Origin of the sequence: Flavobacterium selenitireducens, assembly GCF_014748335.1 — a bacterium.
Taxonomy (GTDB): Bacteria; Bacteroidota; Bacteroidia; order Flavobacteriales; family Flavobacteriaceae; genus Flavobacterium; species Flavobacterium selenitireducens.
Map to the genome: position 1 here is coordinate 367467 of NZ_JAAVIY010000001.1, position 19320 is coordinate 386786.

General features: G+C 50.3%; 17 protein-coding genes. 6 read left to right on the forward strand and 11 right to left on the reverse strand.

What is annotated here, in order from left to right:
• Window positions 1-75: 75 nt before the first annotated feature.
• Window positions 76-1971 carry a molecular chaperone DnaK gene (gene dnaK, locus HC229_RS01635; protein ID WP_191018688.1) on the reverse strand — a complete coding sequence of 632 codons (1896 nt, stop codon included), beginning with the start codon at window positions 1969-1971 and terminating at the stop codon, window positions 76-78.
• Between the two features lie 292 nt (window positions 1972-2263).
• Here dnaK and HC229_RS01640 point away from each other — a divergent pair, with 292 nt between their 5' ends.
• The 3 genes from HC229_RS01640 (at window position 2264) to HC229_RS01650 (ending at window position 5830) form a co-directional block, all read left to right on the forward strand.
• Complete coding sequence (locus HC229_RS01640; RefSeq protein WP_191018689.1) at window positions 2264-2755, forward strand: hypothetical protein; 492 nt, start codon at window positions 2264-2266, stop codon at window positions 2753-2755.
• Window positions 2756-2905: 150 nt separating this feature from the next.
• Complete coding sequence (locus HC229_RS01645) at window positions 2906-4330, forward strand: L-serine ammonia-lyase (protein ID WP_191018690.1); 1425 nt, start codon at window positions 2906-2908, stop codon at window positions 4328-4330.
• A gap of 153 nt (window positions 4331-4483) precedes the next feature.
• Window positions 4484-5830, forward strand: coding sequence for a GH1 family beta-glucosidase (locus HC229_RS01650; RefSeq protein WP_408610239.1), 1347 nt, complete (start codon window positions 4484-4486; stop codon window positions 5828-5830).
• Here the strand turns inward: HC229_RS01650 and HC229_RS01655 are convergent.
• Entirely contained in the window at window positions 5822-7072 is a 1251-nt protein-coding gene (locus tag HC229_RS01655) for a flavin monoamine oxidase family protein (protein WP_223845491.1), read from the reverse strand. The two genes, HC229_RS01650 and HC229_RS01655, sit on opposite strands and share 9 nt — an antisense overlap.
• 78 nt (window positions 7073-7150) lie before the next feature.
• Window positions 7151-7594, reverse strand: coding sequence for a glycine zipper 2TM domain-containing protein (locus HC229_RS01660; RefSeq protein ID WP_191018693.1), 444 nt, complete (start codon window positions 7592-7594; stop codon window positions 7151-7153).
• A 195-nt stretch (window positions 7595-7789) separates the two neighbouring features.
• Between HC229_RS01660 and HC229_RS01665 the strand changes: the two genes are divergently transcribed.
• Window positions 7790-8242: an NUDIX domain-containing protein gene (locus tag HC229_RS01665; RefSeq protein WP_191018694.1), complete on the forward strand. Its 453-nt coding sequence runs from the start codon at window positions 7790-7792 to the stop codon at window positions 8240-8242.
• A gap of 14 nt (window positions 8243-8256) precedes the next feature.
• Here HC229_RS01665 and HC229_RS01670 read toward each other — a convergent pair whose 3' ends face one another.
• The 6 genes from HC229_RS01670 to kdpA all read right to left on the reverse strand — a co-directional run bounded on the left by HC229_RS01670 (window position 8257) and on the right by kdpA (window position 16877).
• Window positions 8257-9966 (reverse strand): HAMP domain-containing sensor histidine kinase, encoded by a 1710-nt coding sequence (locus HC229_RS01670; protein WP_191018695.1) that lies wholly within the window; start codon window positions 9964-9966, stop codon window positions 8257-8259.
• Window positions 9963-11078, reverse strand: coding sequence for a sensor protein KdpD (locus HC229_RS01675; protein ID WP_191018696.1), 1116 nt, complete (start codon window positions 11076-11078; stop codon window positions 9963-9965). Before HC229_RS01675 ends, HC229_RS01670 begins: the two co-directional genes overlap by 4 nt.
• A 74-nt stretch (window positions 11079-11152) precedes the next feature.
• Window positions 11153-12469, reverse strand: a complete 1317-nt coding sequence (locus tag HC229_RS01680; protein ID WP_191018697.1) for an outer membrane beta-barrel protein — start codon at window positions 12467-12469, stop codon at window positions 11153-11155.
• A 36-nt stretch (window positions 12470-12505) separates the two neighbouring features.
• Complete coding sequence (locus HC229_RS01685) at window positions 12506-13060, reverse strand: K(+)-transporting ATPase subunit C (protein ID WP_191018698.1); 555 nt, start codon at window positions 13058-13060, stop codon at window positions 12506-12508.
• Between the two features lie 42 nt (window positions 13061-13102).
• The gene (gene kdpB / locus HC229_RS01690) at window positions 13103-15151 is read right to left on the reverse strand and encodes a potassium-transporting ATPase subunit KdpB (protein ID WP_191018699.1); all 2049 of its coding nucleotides are present in this window, start codon (window positions 15149-15151) and stop codon (window positions 13103-13105) included.
• A 1-nt stretch (window position 15152) separates the two neighbouring features.
• Window positions 15153-16877 (reverse strand): potassium-transporting ATPase subunit KdpA, encoded by a 1725-nt coding sequence (gene kdpA, locus HC229_RS01695; protein ID WP_191018700.1) that lies wholly within the window; start codon window positions 16875-16877, stop codon window positions 15153-15155.
• A gap of 4 nt (window positions 16878-16881) precedes the next feature.
• Here kdpA and HC229_RS16785 point away from each other — a divergent pair, with 4 nt between their 5' ends.
• Window positions 16882-17037 carry a hypothetical protein gene (locus HC229_RS16785; protein ID WP_456298487.1) on the forward strand — a complete coding sequence of 52 codons (156 nt, stop codon included), beginning with the start codon at window positions 16882-16884 and terminating at the stop codon, window positions 17035-17037.
• A gap of 14 nt (window positions 17038-17051) precedes the next feature.
• Here HC229_RS16785 and HC229_RS01705 read toward each other — a convergent pair whose 3' ends face one another.
• Complete coding sequence (locus HC229_RS01705; protein WP_191018701.1) at window positions 17052-17333, reverse strand: DUF7674 family protein; 282 nt, start codon at window positions 17331-17333, stop codon at window positions 17052-17054.
• A gap of 246 nt (window positions 17334-17579) precedes the next feature.
• Between HC229_RS01705 and HC229_RS01710 the strand changes: the two genes are divergently transcribed.
• Complete coding sequence (locus HC229_RS01710; RefSeq protein WP_191018702.1) at window positions 17580-17915, forward strand: potassium transporter KefB; 336 nt, start codon at window positions 17580-17582, stop codon at window positions 17913-17915.
• 37 nt (window positions 17916-17952) lie between these two features.
• Here the strand turns inward: HC229_RS01710 and HC229_RS01715 are convergent, their stop codons facing one another.
• Window positions 17953-19296 (reverse strand): sigma-54-dependent transcriptional regulator, encoded by a 1344-nt coding sequence (locus HC229_RS01715; protein ID WP_191018703.1) that lies wholly within the window; start codon window positions 19294-19296, stop codon window positions 17953-17955.
• Window positions 19297-19320 lie beyond the last annotated feature (24 nt).

Genomic DNA, 19320 nt, shown 5'->3' on the forward strand with positions numbered 1-19320 from the left:
CTCAATCGACCAATTATCTAATCATCTCAATCGACCAATTATCTAATTATCTCAATCGACTCATTATCTAATCGATTATTTCACTTCCTCATAATCCACATCCTGGACGTTGTCGCCCTGATTCGCTTCACCTTGAGGAGCATCTTGCTGAGGCTGGCCCTGAGCGGCTTCACCCTGCTTGTACATATCTTCGGAAGCTGCTTTCCATGCCGCGTTTACCTTGTCAAGCGCAGGTTGGATCACATCGACATCTTTTGATTCGTAAGCCGCCTTCAATTCCGTCAAAGCAGATTCGATATTCGACTTGTTCGCATCAGAAAGTTTGTCGCCAAGTTCCTTCAATTGGGATTCCGTCTGGAAGATCATGCTGTCGGCCTCGTTGAGTTTTTCAACTTTCTCTTTCGCCTTTTTGTCGGCGTCAGCGTTAGCTTCAGCGTCTTTGCGCATTTTCTCGATTTCTTCCTGGGTCAAGCCCGATGAAGCCTCGATGCGGATATCATGTGATTTTCCGGTTCCTTTATCTGTAGCCGAAACCTTGATGATACCATTGGCATCGATGTCGAACGTAACCTCGATTTGAGGAACGCCTCTCGGTGCAGGCGGAATGCCATCGAGGTGGAAGCGACCGATTGTCTTGTTGTCGGTTGCCATCGAACGCTCTCCTTGCAATACGTGGATTTCCACGCTCGGCTGATTGTCGGCGGCAGTTGAAAATACTTGTGACTTCTTCGTCGGGATCGTAGTGTTCGACTCGATAAGTTTGGTCATCACGCCGCCCATAGTCTCGATTCCGAGTGAAAGAGGCGTCACGTCCAAAAGCAATACATCTTTTACGTCTCCGCTCAAAACTCCACCTTGAATTGCAGCTCCAATGGCCACTACTTCATCCGGGTTTACGCCTTTCGACGGCTTCTTGCCGAAGAACTTCTCTACTTCTTCCTGGATTTTCGGGATGCGTGTCGATCCTCCAACCAAAATGACTTCGTCGATATCCGACTTTGACAAACCAGCATCTTTCAACGCCTTTGCCACAGGCTCCATTGAACGTCTGACCAAATCATCGGCCAGTTGTTCGAATTTTGCTTTGGTCAATGTTTTTACCAAGTGCTTAGGCCCGGAAGCCGTAGCCGTAACGTATGGCAGGTTGATTTCAGTCTGTGCAGACGATGACAACTCGATCTTAGCCTTTTCGGCAGCTTCTTTCAAACGCTGCAACGACATCGGATCCTGGCGCAAATCAACACCTTCTTCGGACTTGAACTCATCCGCGAGCCAATCGATGATTACCTGGTCGAAATCATCACCACCCAAATGCGTGTCTCCATTCGTAGACAATACTTCGAAAACGCCGTCTCCCAATTCAAGGATGGAAATATCGAAAGTACCGCCACCAAGGTCGTATACCGCGATTTTCTGGTCGATCGCTTTTTTATCCAATCCGTAAGCCAAAGCCGCAGCCGTTGGCTCGTTGATGATACGCATGACTTTCAAGCCCGCGATTTCACCCGCTTCTTTTGTAGCCTGACGTTGTGCATCGTTAAAGTAGGCCGGAACGGTAATGACCGCTTCGGTAACCGATTGCCCAAGATAGTCCTCGGCTGTCTTTTTCATTTTCTGAAGCGTCATCGCTGACAATTCCTGAGGCGTGTACATGCGGCCGTCGATGTCGACGCGGGCCGTATCGTTATCGCCTTTCACTACTGTGTACGGGACGCGCCCGGCTTCTTTAGAAGATTCCGAATATTTGTTACCCATGAAACGCTTAACCGAAGCGACCGTCTTTTTAGGATTGGTCACTGCCTGGCGTTTTGCCGGGTCGCCCACTTTGATTTCACCGCCTTCGACGAAAGCGATTACCGAAGGCGTGGTGCGTTTTCCTTCCGAGTTCGGGATTACCACTGGCTCGCTACCTTCCATTACGGCAACGCAGGAGTTGGTCGTACCCAAGTCAATTCCGATTATTTTTCCCATAATACTTTGTTTTATTTTGTGTGCGTGTTTTTAACTTTCGGCGCTCGTTAGTCAATTGTTGTGCCAGTCGGGAAATTGTCAGTCAGGTATGACAAGATGACATTAGCTTGCCGTCTGGAAATTTTTAGTACTTTGCGCACGTCTTGTAATTACTAAACAGCAAATCCTTTACATGAAGCACTTCTTTCTCCTTTTGACTTTAGTTTCGTTTACCTGATCTGCCAAATTCGTTTCCTGTACGCTTCACTTCGTAGACGGACAATCGCGCAACGGATTCGTCTTCCCTCCGGAAATGACTGAAGAAAAATTTGTCACATTCAAAGAGTCCCAGACAGGAGAACCGTCAAAAATAGACAGCGATGAATTGTACAGCATCGATCTTCATTATACCGATGGAATTGCCCGGATTTTTAGGCTTTACGGAGTCGACTATATGTTCAACAAACCAAAAAAGGCGGATAAGAAAACGTGGTTCGGCAGCGTCTACGATGGCTCGATCATTTGGCTGACGCAGGTCAACAACGGGGATATACGCATCAACAATGCCGGGACAGGCTACTTCATTCACGATCCGGGAACCTCGGAAGCTTACTTTTTTTGGACAAAATTCGCCGGTTCGGTCAAGGCTTTTGGAGAAAAGAAAATGTTCAAAATCCTGATTGAGCGCCATTTCGCGACGCGTTGCCCGAAAATGGTGGAAGAAAACAAATCGGGAACCTTCAAGACAACCGACATCGAAGAAGTGATCGCCTACTATAAATCGAACTGCGATACGAAAAAGTAAGCCGTTGCATTGAGTCCGATCCTGATCGTTGCCGTGGCATCTGCGTCTAAACATCCGTCACAACATTTTGGACCAACGCAATCGATTTAGCATCTTCCATTACTATATTTGCACCAAAGCTCCAACCTGCTTTACTTTTGCAAAATGGCTATGGAAGAATGCATCTCCGTCTTTGACATGCTCAAAATCGGCGTAGGACCGTCGAGCTCGCACACGCTCGGGCCTTGGCGTGCCGCCGAACGTTTCCTTTCCGAACTTCGCGAAAACGGTATTTTTGATAAGATCGAACGCGTCAAAATTGACCTCTACGGATCGCTTTCGCTGACGGGAACCGGACACGCCACCGATTTGGCGGTAATGCTCGGACTTTCCGGACAGGATCCCGAATACATTCCGATCGACAGCATTTCCTCGATCATAAAAGACATTGAGAACGACAACGAAATCAAACTCGGAAACGAAAAAACCATTCCGTTCTCTTTCCTGATGGACATCGTCTTCAACAAGAACTTCCTGCCATTCCACGCGAACGGATTGATGTTTACGGCCTATTACGGCGACTACCATTACGAGTCGACTTTTTATTCCATCGGTGGCGGATTCGTCGTCAAGGAAGATCGTCCGAACGCCAAGGCAAAGGAAATCATCAAATGTTCGTTTCCGTATCCGATCCAGAAAGCCGACGAACTTCTTGCCTATTGCAACGATTTGGGTAAGTCCATTTCGGAAATCGTCCACGAGAATGAAAAATCGATGCGTTCCGAAGCGGAAATCGACCGCGAACTTATGCGCATCTGGAATACGATGCTCGAATGCATGTACATCGGCAGCCATACCGAAGGCACCCTTCCCGGCGGGCTCAATGTAAGACGACGCGCGTTCGACATGCACAAAAACCTCATTGGCGACAAGCCGTATGCGAATCCCCAGGAATGGCTCGAAACCATCCGGAAGACCGAAGTAAAATTCCGTTCCATCCTCAAATGGGTCAGTTGTTTTGCGCTTGCGGTGAACGAGGTAAACGCCTCTTTAGGGCGCGTGGTCACGGCTCCGACCAATGGAAGCGCGGGTGTGATCCCATCGGTTTTGATGTATTACATGGTCATAGAAAATCATTCGGCCAACAACGAACATATCAAGAAATTCCTGATGGTGGCCGGTGAAATTGGAAGTATTTTCAAGAAAGGTTCCACAATTTCGGCAGCCATGGGCGGATGTCAGGCCGAAATAGGCGTTTCATCGGCAATGGCAGCCGGAGCCCTGACCGAATTGCTCGGCGGAAGCCCTGAACAAGTATTGATGGCGGCCGAGATCGCGATGGAACACCATCTCGGTCTTACCTGCGACCCGATTGGCGGATTGGTACAGATTCCATGCATCGAACGCAACACCATGGGCGCAATAAAGGCGATCAACGCCGCAGAGCTCGCACTCGAAACCGACGCCAAAAATGCCAAAGTGCCGCTGGACAAGGTCGTCGACACAATGTGGAGAACGGCCCAGGACATGAACTCGAAGTACAAGGAAACTTCCGAAGGCGGATTGGCCATTGCCGTCAATATGGCGGATTGCTAACCTTTTTATAACCATTCCGTTACCGAGGCAAAACGCATCCAGCCGTACCTTGCCTAAAAAAGCGCATGGACTTGCTTGTCACACTTTTACCGGCATTTTTGAGAAACTGGCTTTTCAGGAAAGCGTTCCAATCTACCTTCCTACACTGATTGCGTGGATTTGAACCGAACCGACTTCGGAAGCGACTTCCAATGGGGCGTCTCTACAGCTGCTTTCCAAATTGAGGGCGCCCACGATGCGGATGGCAAAGGGCTTTCCATTTGGGATGTCTTTACCGATTCCCGATCTATAAAAGGCGGACATCACGCCCGGATTGCCTGCGATTTCTACAACTGCCATGAGCGCGATCTAGAATTGATCAAACAGCTTGGCATTCCGAATTTCAGGTTCTCGCTGAGTTGGCCGCGTATTTTTCCGAGCGGAAAACGCCCCGTGAATCTCAGGGGAATCGCCTTTTACGATAGGCTCATCGACAATTTGCTCGAACAAGGCATCGAACCTTGGGTCACGCTCTATCACTGGGATTTGCCGCAACTTTTAGAAGCCAAAGGCGGTTGGACGAACCGCGACGTCGTCGAATGGTTTTCAGATTACGCTGCCATTTGCGCGCGCCATTTCGGGGATCGCGTCCCGAACTGGATGGTGATGAACGAACCGTCGGTATTTACGGGTGCCGGCTATTTCCTGGGAATCCACGCTCCGGGAAAACGCGGTTTGCCCAATTTCCTCAAGGCGATGCACCATGCCACGTTAGCGACTTCGGCAGCGGGCAGAGTGCTGAGATCCGAAACAAAAAGCGCGAATATAGGCACGACGATTTCCTGTACGCATATCGAACCGAAGTCAGCACTGATGCGCGATATCGCAGCCGCAAAACGCGTCGATACCCTGCTCAACCGATCGTTTTTGGAACCGCTGCTCGGCATGGGTTATCCTATGGACGATTTGCCCGTGCTGCGCAAACTGCTGCCGCTGCTCTCAGCCGGAGACGAACAAAAGATGGCGTTCGACTTTGACTTTATCGGATTGCAATGTTACACGCGGGAAATTGTCCGACATTCGATCTTTACGCCTTACCTAAAAGCGGCGATCGTTCCGGCAAGCAAACGAAAGGTTTCGTTTACCGAAATGGGATGGGAGGTCTTTCCTGAGTCGATATACCATTTGCTGACGCAATTTTCGACCTATCGGAACATGCCCAAAATCATCGTCACGGAAAATGGCGCCGCCTTCCGCGATGTCGTTTCCGACGGAAAAGTTGCGGACACGGCAAGACAAAGCTACTTGAAGGAACACTTGCGGCAGTTGCATCGCGCAAAATCCGAAGGCGTGAAGGTGGACGGCTATTTCGTCTGGACGCTGACCGACAATTTCGAATGGGCCGAAGGATACAACGCCCGGTTTGGCTTGGTACACGTCGACTTTGAAACGCAAAAACGCACGATAAAGGATTCCGGAAAATGGTATTCGGCGTTTTTGAAAGGCGATGCCTCACTTTAACCGCGCAATTTTTCGCGCGACATAGCGACCGCTTTTCAACGCCGCCTCTACGGTCGCGACATCGCCTGTTCTTTCGAAAGCTTCGCCGGCAAACCATATCGTATCTTGGATGCCGTCATTGATCTTCCGGATCGCTTTCCCGCTTTGCGGCATCGTCCAGGAATATCCGCCGGACGACGGCTGGTCATGCGTGTAACGGTAGACCGCCCTGGCTTTCAACATTGACGGCAAGTCGAAATCCGGGAAAGCATCGGCGAGTTGGGACAGAAGTATGTCCACAAGCTCGTCATCGGATAACCTTCCCATTTCAAACGCTCTGTCATTGCCGATCCATCCGGTGAGAACGGGCCGCCTCAGTTCGAGCTGCGTCCAAAACGTGAATTCCTTGTCGGTAAACAAAAAACCGAGATTCGGATGCGTCTCTTCCCAAAACATCGCATCGAATTCCATCGCGATTTTCAGCACTTCCCCAAACCCGATATCGTGGAACATGCGGTCGTCGAATTTTGGTTCGAATGCAATTTGGCGCTGTTGTAAATTTCCCAGAGTGACGGCAACGACCGCGATATCTGCCGGATAGGTGTCGGAATTTGTCCGCACCGACACGCTTCCTTTCTTCCACTCAATGCCGACTACGCGTTGGTCGAGCACAATTTTGCCGCCATTGGCTATTATTTTTGCGGACAAGAATTCCAGCAAAGGCGAATATCCGGATACCGGGCGATACTGGGTTTCGGAACTCGTCCATTCCTCGCGTATGCAAAATACGCTGAGTTTTTCCGGATCGGCAAGGTCAAGTCCCTGCGCCATTTCCCTGCATTCCTGCCGAAACGACTCGAATTTTGGGCCAGCGAAATATTGCCCGAGGAATTCAGACAACGTGCAGTCGCGTTTAAGCTGGAACACCAGATTTTCAAACGTCGCCCATTGAGCGGAATTAAATGCCGGCTTGAATTTTCTATTTCGGAAAGCGGTCATGTCCATCGAAGCCGGAACCGAGGCTAGTTTCGCTTTTTTCATGAGGTCCAGGGTCAGGGCGAGATTGCCGTGGATGAATTCGGCTCCCGCTTCGATCGATTGGGTGAATCCCGCAGGCACAAACGTACGCACGCGTCCACCTATTCGTGGGCTCGCCTCGAGAATCGAAACGTCTATGCCTTTGCGGGAAATTTCATACGCAGCCATCAGTCCGGCGGCTCCCGCTCCAATTACAAGTACTTTCATGCCACTAATTTCCAACAAAAAACCGGAACTTTCCAGATCCGGTTTCTCGTCGAGTTGAGTCGTGTTATATAGTGGGTTTAGTTGCTTTTGCGCCTGTTATTTTTGAGCGTTCTTCTTTTTGCTCTTATCGTCGATTACCGCACCGGCACCTGCACCTACCGCGGCTCCGCCTAGCGTTCCTACAATTACGCCTTCAGGACCTTTTTTGTCTACAAGTGCCCCTGTAATGGCTCCCGCACCTGCTCCGATCAGCGCTCCTTTTGCGGCACCGCTAAGTCCTTTTTTCTTCGCTTCGGCAGGCGTTGCCGCTGTCGTATTGTTGTTGACTATGACGCGTTTTGTTTGAGCTTCCCGCGCTGCTGCAACCGCATTCATTGAGTCGATCACGCGCTGGCGTTCTTGTTCGGCTTGTTGTTGCGCCATCACCATTTTAATGGAGTCAAGTTCACGTTGCTGATCTTGTTGGGCTTTTTCGGCAGCCATGTCTTTACATCCCGTAAAGGCAAGGGCCGTTATCAAAACTAGTGCTAACTTTTTCATGGTAATTTACTTTTGTTGTTAGGTTATGTGCCAAAATTAGTGCCGTCGCGTTTGCGGTGTGTTATAAGATTTTCAGAAAGTGTTACAAAGCGGTTAATTGTATTTTCCGCCAATCCATCTTTATTTTTGATTGTCGAACAGACTTCGTTTTTCTGTACTATTTTTAGGCCATAATCCAGACACATTAATACGCACATGAAACGATCTGCCGGCATATTGCTATACCAAACGCAACCGCTTTCGTTCTTCCTGGTGCATCCCGGAGGCCCGTTATGGAAAAACAAAGACAGTGGTGCATGGTCGATTCCAAAGGGAGAATTTGCAGACGATGAACAGCCGCTCGCCGCCGCCATCCGGGAGTTTAATGAAGAAACCGGCCAATCGCTCGAAATTGACCTAGAATACAAAAAGCTGCGACCGGTCAGGCTCAAGTCAGGGAAACAGGTTTACGCCTGGGCGCTCGAAAAATATATTGACGCCGAAAACATCGCAAGCAATACGTTTGAGATAGAATGGCCGCCAAGGTCAGGACGCAGGATCGAAGTTCCCGAGGTGGACAAAGCCGCCTGGTTTTCGCTGGAAGAGGGCATGTCTAAAATAAACGGCGCCCAACAAGCGTTCCTGCTCGAAGTGTCCGAAATGGCCTAAGCTGCTTTGCTCGTTCACCCGACAGGCAATTTGAACCAAAATCGGCTGCCAAGCCCCAAATTACTCTCAACGCCGATGCTGCCGCCTTGCGCCTCGATAAATTCCCGGCTGATCGCTAAACCTAGTCCCGTACCGGATTTCGAACGCCCCGGAACCTGGAAGTAGCGGTCAAAAATGCGCGACTGGTAATTTTTGTCGATTCCCTGCCCGTTGTCTTTGACGCTCAGTAGAACGAATTGGTCTTCGCGTTGCGCCCAAATCGAGATGCCTGAATTTTCGTGTGAATAGCGAATGGCATTGGTCAGGAAGTTGATCAGCACCCAGGACGTTTTGTCTTTATCTGCGCGAATTTCGGGCACTTCAAGGTTGTCGGTCGCGATTGAAACTCGTTTTTGCTCGGCTTGCGTCCGGACAGCTTCCACCGCCATTGTCACGATGTCCGAGACGGCGCATTTGCCCATCGCCAACTGAATGTTTCCCGTTTCCAACTGAGACATTTCGAGCAATTCGCCGGTTATTTTTAGCAGGCGGCGGCTGTCGTCGGCGATGCTTTCCACGAGATTGCGTTGGTCGTCGTTGAGGCTTCCCGTAGTTGGGTTCTCGAGTAGTTTCAGGCTGAACTTTATGGCTGCGATCGGCGTTTTAAGTTCGTGGGAAACCGTAGCGATGAAATTCGTCTTTGCGAAATCAAGTTCTTTGAAAGCCGTGATATTCCTCAGGATAATGAAATTTCCGATGGCGATCGCATCCTTCTCTCCCGTCGGCGTGATACTGATGGCTACATTTTCACGCTCGAAATAACTTTCCTTTCCATCGGCAAATATCTTGATCACGGCCGGACCATTGGGTTTACTGACGATCAACGATTGCAACAAGTCGTTCTTTCGGGCAACGTCCGAAGCCTGCTTTCCGATCGCATCGGACGCCGTCAAACCCATTACTTTCAACGCTTCTTCGTTGGCCGAAAGTATCGTCCCACCATTGTCAAGCCCGATTACGGGATCGTGCATATTGTCGAGCAACGCCTCGATGCGCTTTTTTTCGACAAGCAGTTTATTGAGGTTGCTTTCGCTGAATTCCTCGAGTTTCTGAGCCATTACGTTGAACGAATTCGCAAGGTCGCCAAACTCTCCATTGCTGTCGAAATGCACGCGTTCCTTGTAATTCCCTTTTGCGATCTGGCGGATGCTGTCGGTAAGTTCGCGTATAGGATTGGCGATGTGGTGCGGAAGGTTCACCATGAGGTTGAACGCAATCAGGAAGCACAACGTCCCGGCGATCGCAATGACCCAATTTGCGGTTTCTGCCGTGGATTTGGCCAATTCGCTCTTTTTTTTGAGCGCGTCCATATTGAGTTTCATGACCTCGAAAATTCCCTGTCGGATATTGGCTTTTGCAACCAGGTCGTCGGGATTTTGTAAAAGCCCTGAAAAATTGCGTTTGACATCCATTGTCGCATTTTCTTCGCCGGCTTCAGTGATGTTTCCGAGCTGTTTCGCCAGGTTTTCCTCGAAAATCGCGATGGCACCGACATTTCCCGAGTTCAGTCCGTCCAACGCCGACAACATCTGACGTGAATACTCGAGCGTATTGTAATTGGCCTTCAGAATATTTTCTGTGTCCCGCTTTATCGCAAAAATGTAGAAAGCACTGAGTATCGTCAGCAATAGGATCAGCGCCAGCAGCAGGCCCACGGCCAGATTGAGTTTAGTTTTCGTTTTCATGACAGGATGACTAGATCGACGTTCGAGCGCGACAACCGATTGAGCAGGCGGTTAAAGATCGTCGTGCTCAAAATTACTTTAAACAATCGGAAATGTGGCTTGCCGATACAAACTGTCGTGATTTTGCGGTCGGATGCCACTTCCAAAATCCCATCGGCTACATTCCGCCGTTCGATCCTGATGACTTCGGCACCTAATTCCACAGCGAGCTTAAAATTGTTGATGAGATGCCGTTGCTTGTCAAGTGCGATTCTATCGGGATTTTCGACCGAGGTCTGCACATAAAGCACGAACCATTGAGCACTATTGTAATAATTGGCCAGTCGCGCGGTTTTCCGAATTACCATTTTGGCTGTTTTCTCGTTCGAAGAAATGCACGCGAGTAGACGTTCATGCAGGATTCCGGCATTTTGAGGCAATTCGGACTCCACTTTCCGGACGACCTGGCTCGCGACTTCCTTGAGCGCAAGTTCCCGCAATTGCAGGATGTGATCCGGCTTAAAAAAATTGGTCAATGCCGATGCGACCTTGTCCGGAGCGTAAACCTTCCCGTCCCTGAGCCGCTGTATCAATTCGTCAGAAGTCAGGTCGATGTTCACGACTTCATCGGCAAGTCGCAACACCAGATCAGGAATGCGTTCTCTGACGTCGACGCCGGTGATGTGCCTCACATCGGCGTGCAGGCTCTCGAGATGTTGTATATTGAAGGCCGAGATCACATTGATCCCTGATTCCAGGATTTCGAGGACATCCTGCCACCGCTTTTCGTTCTTGCTCGCGCGAATGTTGGAATGCGCCAGTTCGTCTACGATGACCACTTCGGGCCGCAGGTTCAGGATCGCCTGCACATCCATTTCATCGAGGTCCTTTCCCATGTAAAAAATCCGCCGTCGCGGAATGACCACCAAACCGTGCAAAAGCGCCTTGGTTTCCTCTCGCTCGTGCGTTTCAACATAACCAATTTTGACGTCGATCCCGCTTTTGAGCAGCGAATGTGCTTCGGTCAACATGCGGAACGTCTTGCCCACTCCGGCCGCCATCCCGATATAGACCTTGAATTTGCCGCGCCGCGACTTTTGTATGAGTTCCAAGAAATGCTGGGCTTTTGACATGGTAAAAGGTATAAACGGCAATTCCGGAAGCCTAACAACGACTTCCGAAATCACTTACAAACAAAAAAATGAAATCATAGCCTAAAACTCACCGCAAGTGTGATGCGGTTTTCCGATTTTCTCAGGTCAGGACGCCAGGATGTTGTCGGTGTGTCGATCCAGCCGTCTGGGGAAGTCGTGCCGCCAGGACCGGCGAAATACGGGATATTGCTCGAACGGTAGCCATATTCCAATCTAAAAGTGGCGAAATCATTGGGCATTACGTCGAATGTGGCCGTCCCCTGAAACATTTTGAGGTCTTTGCCAGCGGCCAACGCGTCGTTAAAATCGTTGTCTGCCACGGGCGAAGGCGAGAATGCGAGATAAGCGCCGGGATTCGTCAGGATATCGCCTCTTAGCGTCAAAGCGAGTTTGTTTTTGGCGAACCAGACGCGGTTGGCAAACGAGCTGCCGAGCAGGTAATTATCTTTGGCCGTGACGCCGTCCCCGGACTGGAACCCATAATGCGAATTCAGGCTGAACGCCGCCTGGGAAATCCCGTTGCTTGCCTTGTCCCTGAAATAGCGATAAACGACGCTGTTATCGTGGTGGAGACGGGCAACGTCGGAATTTCGGGAATCCTTTCCGTTAAGGTAAAAATTGGCAACGACCTGTAGATTCTCGTTCGGACGCCAATATGTGGACGATCCCAACCCGAGGCTTTGGTTCCAGCTGTTGTAGGACTGCCAGCCGTTGAGCAGCCATATCTCGGTCTTCAAGTACTTCGACGGAAAAAACTGCAGGCGCGCGCCCTGGAAATAGAACGGCGTGAAGTCGCATACCGAGCTGCGTTGATACGACCAGTTTTCTCCCAAGACGTAGCTTTCCAGGCCAATATAGCTCATGAAGATACCTGCCTCGAGATTCAATCCGTAAGCAACGTCGAAATGATAACCGGCCGAAGCCTCGCGAATGTATTTGAGATTGCTGATGTTCGTGTTGCGCCCGTGGCCGACGGTTGCATCCAAATCCTGCACGATCGCGCCCATCTGGCCGTATTGCAGCCACAATTTGCCGAGCACATTCTTGTAATTGGTTTCCAATCCTATGCTCGCCATGTTGATCGTAAACTCGTTCGAGCGCCCGATAGCCGAGGAAATCGTATGGGTGTTGTCTTTCGGGTGATGGAAATCATAATTGTAATACGAATCGACGTACGCCACGCCGGTAAGGATCACATCCCCGTTTTTATCTTTGAGCTGGAGCGGAAAATCAGACTGGCGGTTTTGTCCGTTGATCCAGGTCAGGTCCATTCCCTCGAATGGGATTTTTGAGGTTGCGGTGGAATCGGTTTGCCCCTGAAGGCTAAGTGTGGCGAGCATTGCGCCGGCCAAAAGATGAAATGGTCTCATTTGGATTTTGGAATTTGAGTTTTGGAATTTTCTACATTATTTAAGCTGCAACAGTCCGATGTTCAGTTCGAGAACGTTGACGGTTTCCCTTCCGGCGATCGCAGGAGTATTGATGTGTTTGTTGACGAGAAACCTTACGTCGGATTCTTTGAGCTGGCGTTCCCGAGCGACCCGTTTTACCTGTATCAGTGCCGCTTGAGCGGAAATGTGAGGATCGAGGCCACTTCCTGAAGCCGTGACGATATCGGACGGGATCTGCGATTTTTTGAGATAGGGATGGGCAATCAGGAAAGAGTCGATGCGGTGCTGCACTTGCGCCAAATATTCCGCATTCGACGGCCCTTTGTTGCTTCCGCCGCTTCCCGATGCATCATAACCGATTGCGGATGGCCGTCCCCAGAAAAAACCGGGTTTGTCGAATTTTTGGCCGATGCGTCTGTAACCGACGGTTTTCCCGTCAACGGTCAGTATCTCGCCTTTTCCGTTGTTTGGCGCCGCTTGGGCGATTCCGAAAACGACCATCGGATAATACAAACAGAAGATCGCGGCCAACACCAAAGTCAGCCTTAACATGGATAGTATATTTTTCATTTGGATTATATTTTAGATTGGAAACAGGAGTTTTGCGCCTGGTCACACCCAGATTGATACCATGATGTCGATCAGTTTGATCCCGACAAATGGCACGATGATTCCGCCAAGCCCGTAAATCAGGAGGTTGCGTTTCAGGATCGCGCTGGCTCCTATCGGTTTATACGCCACGCCTCTGAGCGCCAGCGGAATCAGCATCGGGATAATGATCGCATTGAATATTACCGCCGACAAAATGGCGCTTTCGGGAGAATGTAATCCCATGATGTTCAGGCCCCGCAAATCCGGGATGGCCGCGATGAACAGCGCAGGCACGATCGCGAAATATTTGGCGATGTCGTTCGCAATCGAAAACGTGGTGAGCGTTCCTCTTGTCATCAACAATTGCTTCCCGATCTCGATGATTTCGATGAGTTTCGTGGGATCGTTGTCAAGATCGACCATGTTCCCGGCTTCCTTGGCGGCCTGTGTCCCGGAATTCATCGCCACGCCAACATCGGCCTGGGCCAAAGCGGGAGCATCATTTGTGCCGTCGCCCATCATCGCCACGAGTTTGCCTTGTGCCTGTTCGTTTTTGATGTAGTTCATTTTGTCCTCAGGCCGTGCTTCTGCAATAAAATCGTCCACGCCCGCCTTTTCCGCAATGAATTTGGCCGTAAGCGGGTTGTCGCCCGTGACCATCACGGTTTTTACGCCCATCTTGCGAAGCCGCTCGAAGCGTTCCTTCATCCCGGTTTTGATGATGTCCTGAAGCTCGATCACGCCTAAAATTTCTCCGTTTTTGGTAACTACGAGAGGTGTTCCTCCATTTGCGGAAATGTCATGTACCTTCTCGGATGTCGTGACAGGAAAGTCATGTCCGGAATTCCAGGCGATGTTTTTTGCGGCATCCTGCGCACCTTTTCGGATATCGCTCCCATCGTATAGCATCACACCGGAAGTCCTGGTTTCGGCCGTGAAGTTGATCGATGTTGAGATGGTCGACCTCAGGTGCTCAACATCCAACCCGATATCGTGTTTCATCTTGCCGGCCAATTCGATTATGGATTTTCCCTCCGGCGTTTCGTCAGCCAATGAACTCAGCACGGCAGCCTCGACGAAATCGTGAAAACTCACACCTTCTGCCGGAAAAAAATTCGTCGCCTTCCGGTTCCCGATCGTGATCGTGCCGGTTTTGTCGAGCAGCAAAACGTCGATGTCGCCTGCCGTTTCCACCGCTTTACCAGATTTGGTGATCACGTTGGCACGCAGCGCACGGTCCATGCCGGCAATGCCGATGGCCGACAGCAAACCGCCTATCGTCGTGGGAATCAGACAGACGAAAAGCGAGATGAACGCGGCTATCGTAATAGGCGTCCGGGCATAATCGGCAAACGGTTTAAGCGTCACGCAGACGATGATGAAGATAAGTGTGAACGCGGCCAACAGTATTGTGAGCGCGATTTCATTCGGCGTTTTCTGGCGGCTCGCTCCTTCTACGAGCGCAATCATTTTGTCGAGAAAACTTTCTCCGGGTTCAGAAGCAACAATCACTTTTATACGGTCGGACAACACTTTCGTTCCTCCCGTCACCGAACTCTTATCGCCGCCAGATTCGCGAATGACGGGCGCACTTTCGCCGGTGATCGCACTTTCGTCAATTGTCGCAAAGCCTTCGACGATCTCGCCATCCATTGGAATGATATCGCCTGCTTCACATAAAAACGTGTCCCCTTTTTTGAGGAAGGAGGAATTGATTTCGTCGATTTTTCCGTCGGCAAGGATTTTTTTTGCCAGGGTTTCCTCCCGGGTCAGGCGGAGACTGTCGGCCTGGGCTTTACCTCGGGCTTCGGCGATCGCTTCGGCGAAATTCGCAAAAAGCAGCGTCAGCAATAAAATCAAAAAGACGATAAAATTGTAGGTAAAACTGCCTTCGCCCTGGTGTCCGAGTAAAATCGCCACACAGACGACGAACATGATCGCGGTACCGATCTCCACGGTAAACATCACCGGATTCTTGATCATAGACGATGGGTTGAGTTTCGCGAAAGCCTCTATGAGGGCACTTTTCAGTTGATTCCGGTCGAACAGGGAATTGGTTTTTGCGGTCATTTCAGATGTGGTTTAAGGAAAAATATTCGGCAAGCGGCCCCAAAGCGAGAGCCGGAAAAAAGCTCAATGCAGCGATGATGGCGATCACGGCGAAAATCATGACACCGAAAATTGGCGTATCGGTTTTGAGCGTCCCGGAACTTTCCGGTATGAATTTCTTTTTGGCAAGCAGTCCGGCAATGGCGACAGGCCCGATGATCGGAAGGAAGCGGCCGAACCATAAAAGGAAGGCTGTCAAGACGTTCCAAAACGGATTGTTGTCCGCCAGACCCTCAAAGCCGGAACCGTTGTTGGCCGCACTCGAAGTTGTTTCGTAGAGCATTTCGGTAAAACCGTGGGCACCGGGATTGTTGAGCCAGCCTGAAGCGTTTCCGCCGAACCAATAGCCCACTGGCGTATCCGATGAGGCAAAGTGAGCCGCCAGGGCCGTTCCCGACAAGATCAACAGCGGGTGCAGGATCGCGATGAAAGCCGCAATCTTGACTTCGCGCGCTTCTATCTTTTTGCCGAGAAATTCCGGCGTGCGGCCCACCATCAGTCCCGAAATGAAAACAGCCAAAACTATGAACACGTAAAAGTTGAGGAACCCGACGCCGCATCCGCCGTAGAACGCGTTGACCATCATCGCCAGCAGCTGCATCGCACCCGACATCGGCATCATCGAATCGTGCATGCCGTTGACCGAACCGGTAGAAATTACCGTCGTGGCTATGCTCCAGAATCCCGTCATGGCCGGACCGAAACGCATTTCCTTTCCTTCCATGGCGCCGTTTTGGGCGATTCCCATTTGGGTCAACGCCGGATTGCCGTTGATTTCGGACACAACCGTCGGCACTGCCAAAAGCAAAAACCCTATCGTCATCACACCGAAAATTACATACGAAAACCGCTTTCGTTTCAGGTAAAAGCCTAGTGCGAAAAGCATCGCAAGCGGAATGAGAAGTTGCGCCCACAATTCGACGGCGTTCGTAAAATAGGTCGGATTCTCGAGCGGATGAGCCGAATTGGCGCCGAAAAATCCACCTCCGTTCGTCCCCAAATGCTTGATCGCAACAAAGGCGGCAGCCGGCCCACGCGAAACTTCGACCGCATCTCCCTGAAGTGTCACGATGGCGTCTTTTGCTTCAAAAGTCATCGGAGTACCGGAAAAACAGAGCGCGACCGCGATAACCGTCGCTACCGGCAATAGTATGCGCGTGCAGCTTTTGACGAAAAAGTGGTAAAAATTCCCGATCGTCTCCCGCGAGCCTTGCCGCATCGCGTTAAAGACGCCGGCGGCCGCAGCGATTCCCGTCCCGGCCGAAACGAATTGCAGGAACATCAGGAACATTTGGCTCAGGTAACTCAGGCCCGTTTCGCCCGAATAGTGTTGCAGGTTGCAGTTCACGACGAACGAAATGGCGGTGTTGAGCGCAAGATCAGGCGACATGGAAGGATTTCCGTCGGGATTGAGCGGCAGGATTCCCTGGAACATCAGCAGTATATAACATAGAAGCAGCCAGAGGAAATTGAGACCGAGCATGGTTTTTAGAAATTTCTTCCAGTCCATTTCGCGCGTCGGATCTATTGCTGAGAGACGGAAAACGAGGCGTTCCATCGGACTGAAAATACCGTCGGCAAACGTTTTTTGGCCAGCGAACGTCATTGAGATGAACTTCCCGAACGGAATTGCCACCGCGACGGCGAGCCCGAAGACAAGGGCGATCCCCACAAATTCTGTATACATAAAAATGAGTTTAAAAGTTTTCGGGTTTTACGAGCACGTAAACGAGGTATCCGAAAACCAACAGTGCGACAATAAAAAGTGCAGTCATGGCTTACATTTTTTCAAAGACATCGATGGATTGGTAGCAGATCCCGAACATGGTTCCCGCAAGCAGAAGTAATAAAATTGATTCCATCAGACTCCGGAGGTGTTGATTTGCCTGATGTATTCGGATTTCAGCGATTCAGGGAAAAGGTTGGAAATGCGGCAATTGCGCAGTTCCATAAATGTCGTGAGCGAAAAAACGAAGGAGTTGGCGATGGCATTTCGGGTTTTCTGGTTGCCTTCCAAAAAGTGCTTCTCAGCCACCGCCAGGCATTTTTTGGCGCGGGAAATGTGGCCGTTGCGAATAAAGGTTTTGGTGATCTCGGCCAGTCGGTCGGCCTGACGGTAAACGGATAGGATGCGATTTTTCATGGTGAAAAAATTTATTTCGCCCCTTATGCCAAACCACATTCCGAAAATGGATGACGTTAATCAAGTCACACTATATCAAACATTTGGCTCAATACCGTTCAATTTCCGATGACTAGAAAGTCTATCAAAATGATAGGCAATTATTAAAATGGTACGGTACATAAATTTTTAATTTTTTGTCGGACGCATCAAAAAACAACTAACTTTGTATTTCAAAGTACTTTTAACTAATTAATATAGTTTGCCATGAATCAATATTCTTTTACCTCAAACCAGATCGAACCACGCAGATTCGCGCTTTTTGCCCTGGCAGGCGCGGTGGTAGCGCTTGGCGTCATCTCGTTGTTTGTTTTCGGTGCCGACAACCCGAACCCTGACTGGCCGGCCAATTGGAAGGTCAAACCCTTGTTGTTGACACCTGTAGCCGGAGCCGTAGGCGGTGCGTTTTTCTATTTTATGACCTGTGTGAAAGCCCCGAGCCAAGCCTTGAGGATCCTGCGGTCGGTGGTTGGAATTCTCGGTTTTGTCGTGGCGCTATGGATCGGGATCGTGCTTGGCCTCAACGGAACGATGTGGGACTGAATCGTTGCGAACAGGGAAACAGCCAAAAAAGTAATTGCTATTTCTCGAGTCGGTATTCCTCGATCTTGCGGTATAACGTTGCAATTCCAATTTCGAGCAATCGCGCGGCTTCGGCCTTATTGCCTTTTGTGTAGTTGAGGACTTTTTGGATCTGGAGCTTTTCGGCACCGGCGATGGAAAATGCAGAAACGGATCTGGAGGTTGTCGCTTCGGAATTGCGGATTTCAAACGGAAGCAAATCGACCGTCAAGCCATCATCTGAAGCCAAAATCAACGAACGCTCGATGGCATTCCTGAGTTCGCGTATATTTCCCGGCCATGCGTAATGTTGCAAAACCGAAACGAAATCGGGTGAAACGATCGTATTCTTGCGGTTGATTTTTTCAGAAAAGTGGGCAACGTAAAACTCGACGAGGGCCGGAATATCTTTAAGCCGCTCACGCAACGGCGGAATCTGCACCTCGAAAATATTGAGCCTGAAGTAAAGATCGGATCTGAAATGCCCGTTTTCGCTTTCGGTTTTGAGGTCGCGGTTGGTCGCGGCGATCAGCCGAAAATTCGACTTTTTTGGCGTCGTATCTCCAACCCTTACAAACTCACCCGACTCAAGGACACGCAGTAATTTGGCCTGTAACCCGAGTGGCATCTCCCCTATTTCGTCGAGGAAAAGCGTTCCGCCGTCTGCTTCCTCTATAAATCCTTTTTTGTCTTTGACCGCTCCGGTGAACGCACCTTGCTTGTATCCGAAAAGTTCGCTTTCGAGCAAATCTTTCCCGAATGCACTGCAGTTCAACGCCACGAACGACCGATCGCTTCGTTTGCTGTTTTGATGGATCGCGCGCGCAAAAACCTCTTTTCCGGTTCCGGTTTCACCAAGCAGCAATACCGTCGAATCGGTTACGGATACTTTCCGGGCGAGATCGATCGCACCACTTATCGCCCTGGATTTGCCGATGATCGCGTCGAATGAATGTCTGTCGCCAAGTTGCGCTTGCAGATAGTGGACTTTCTCACGCAATCGGGAACTTTCGGCGGCTTTGTACAACAGCGGAATGATGCGGTCGTTGTCGTCCCCTTTGACGATGTAGTCGAAAGCACCGTTCTTCATGGCCTGGATGCCGTCCGGAATGGTACCGAAGGCCGTCAGCAGCAAAATCTCCACGGTGGGAAATGCAGATTTTACCTTGCGGACGAAATCGACGCCGCTTCCGTCAGGCAATTTCACATCGCAAAGCACGACGTCAAAGTGTTGCTGTTCGAGTTTCCGAAAACCCGATTTCAGGTCCGCCGCCTGCGTCACGGAGAAGCCTTCGCTTTGGATGATGCGGGCCAGCAGTCCGCGCAATTTTTCTTCGTCGTCTATGATAAGGATGGAAATCATGCCGCAAAGGTAGGACGAATTTGG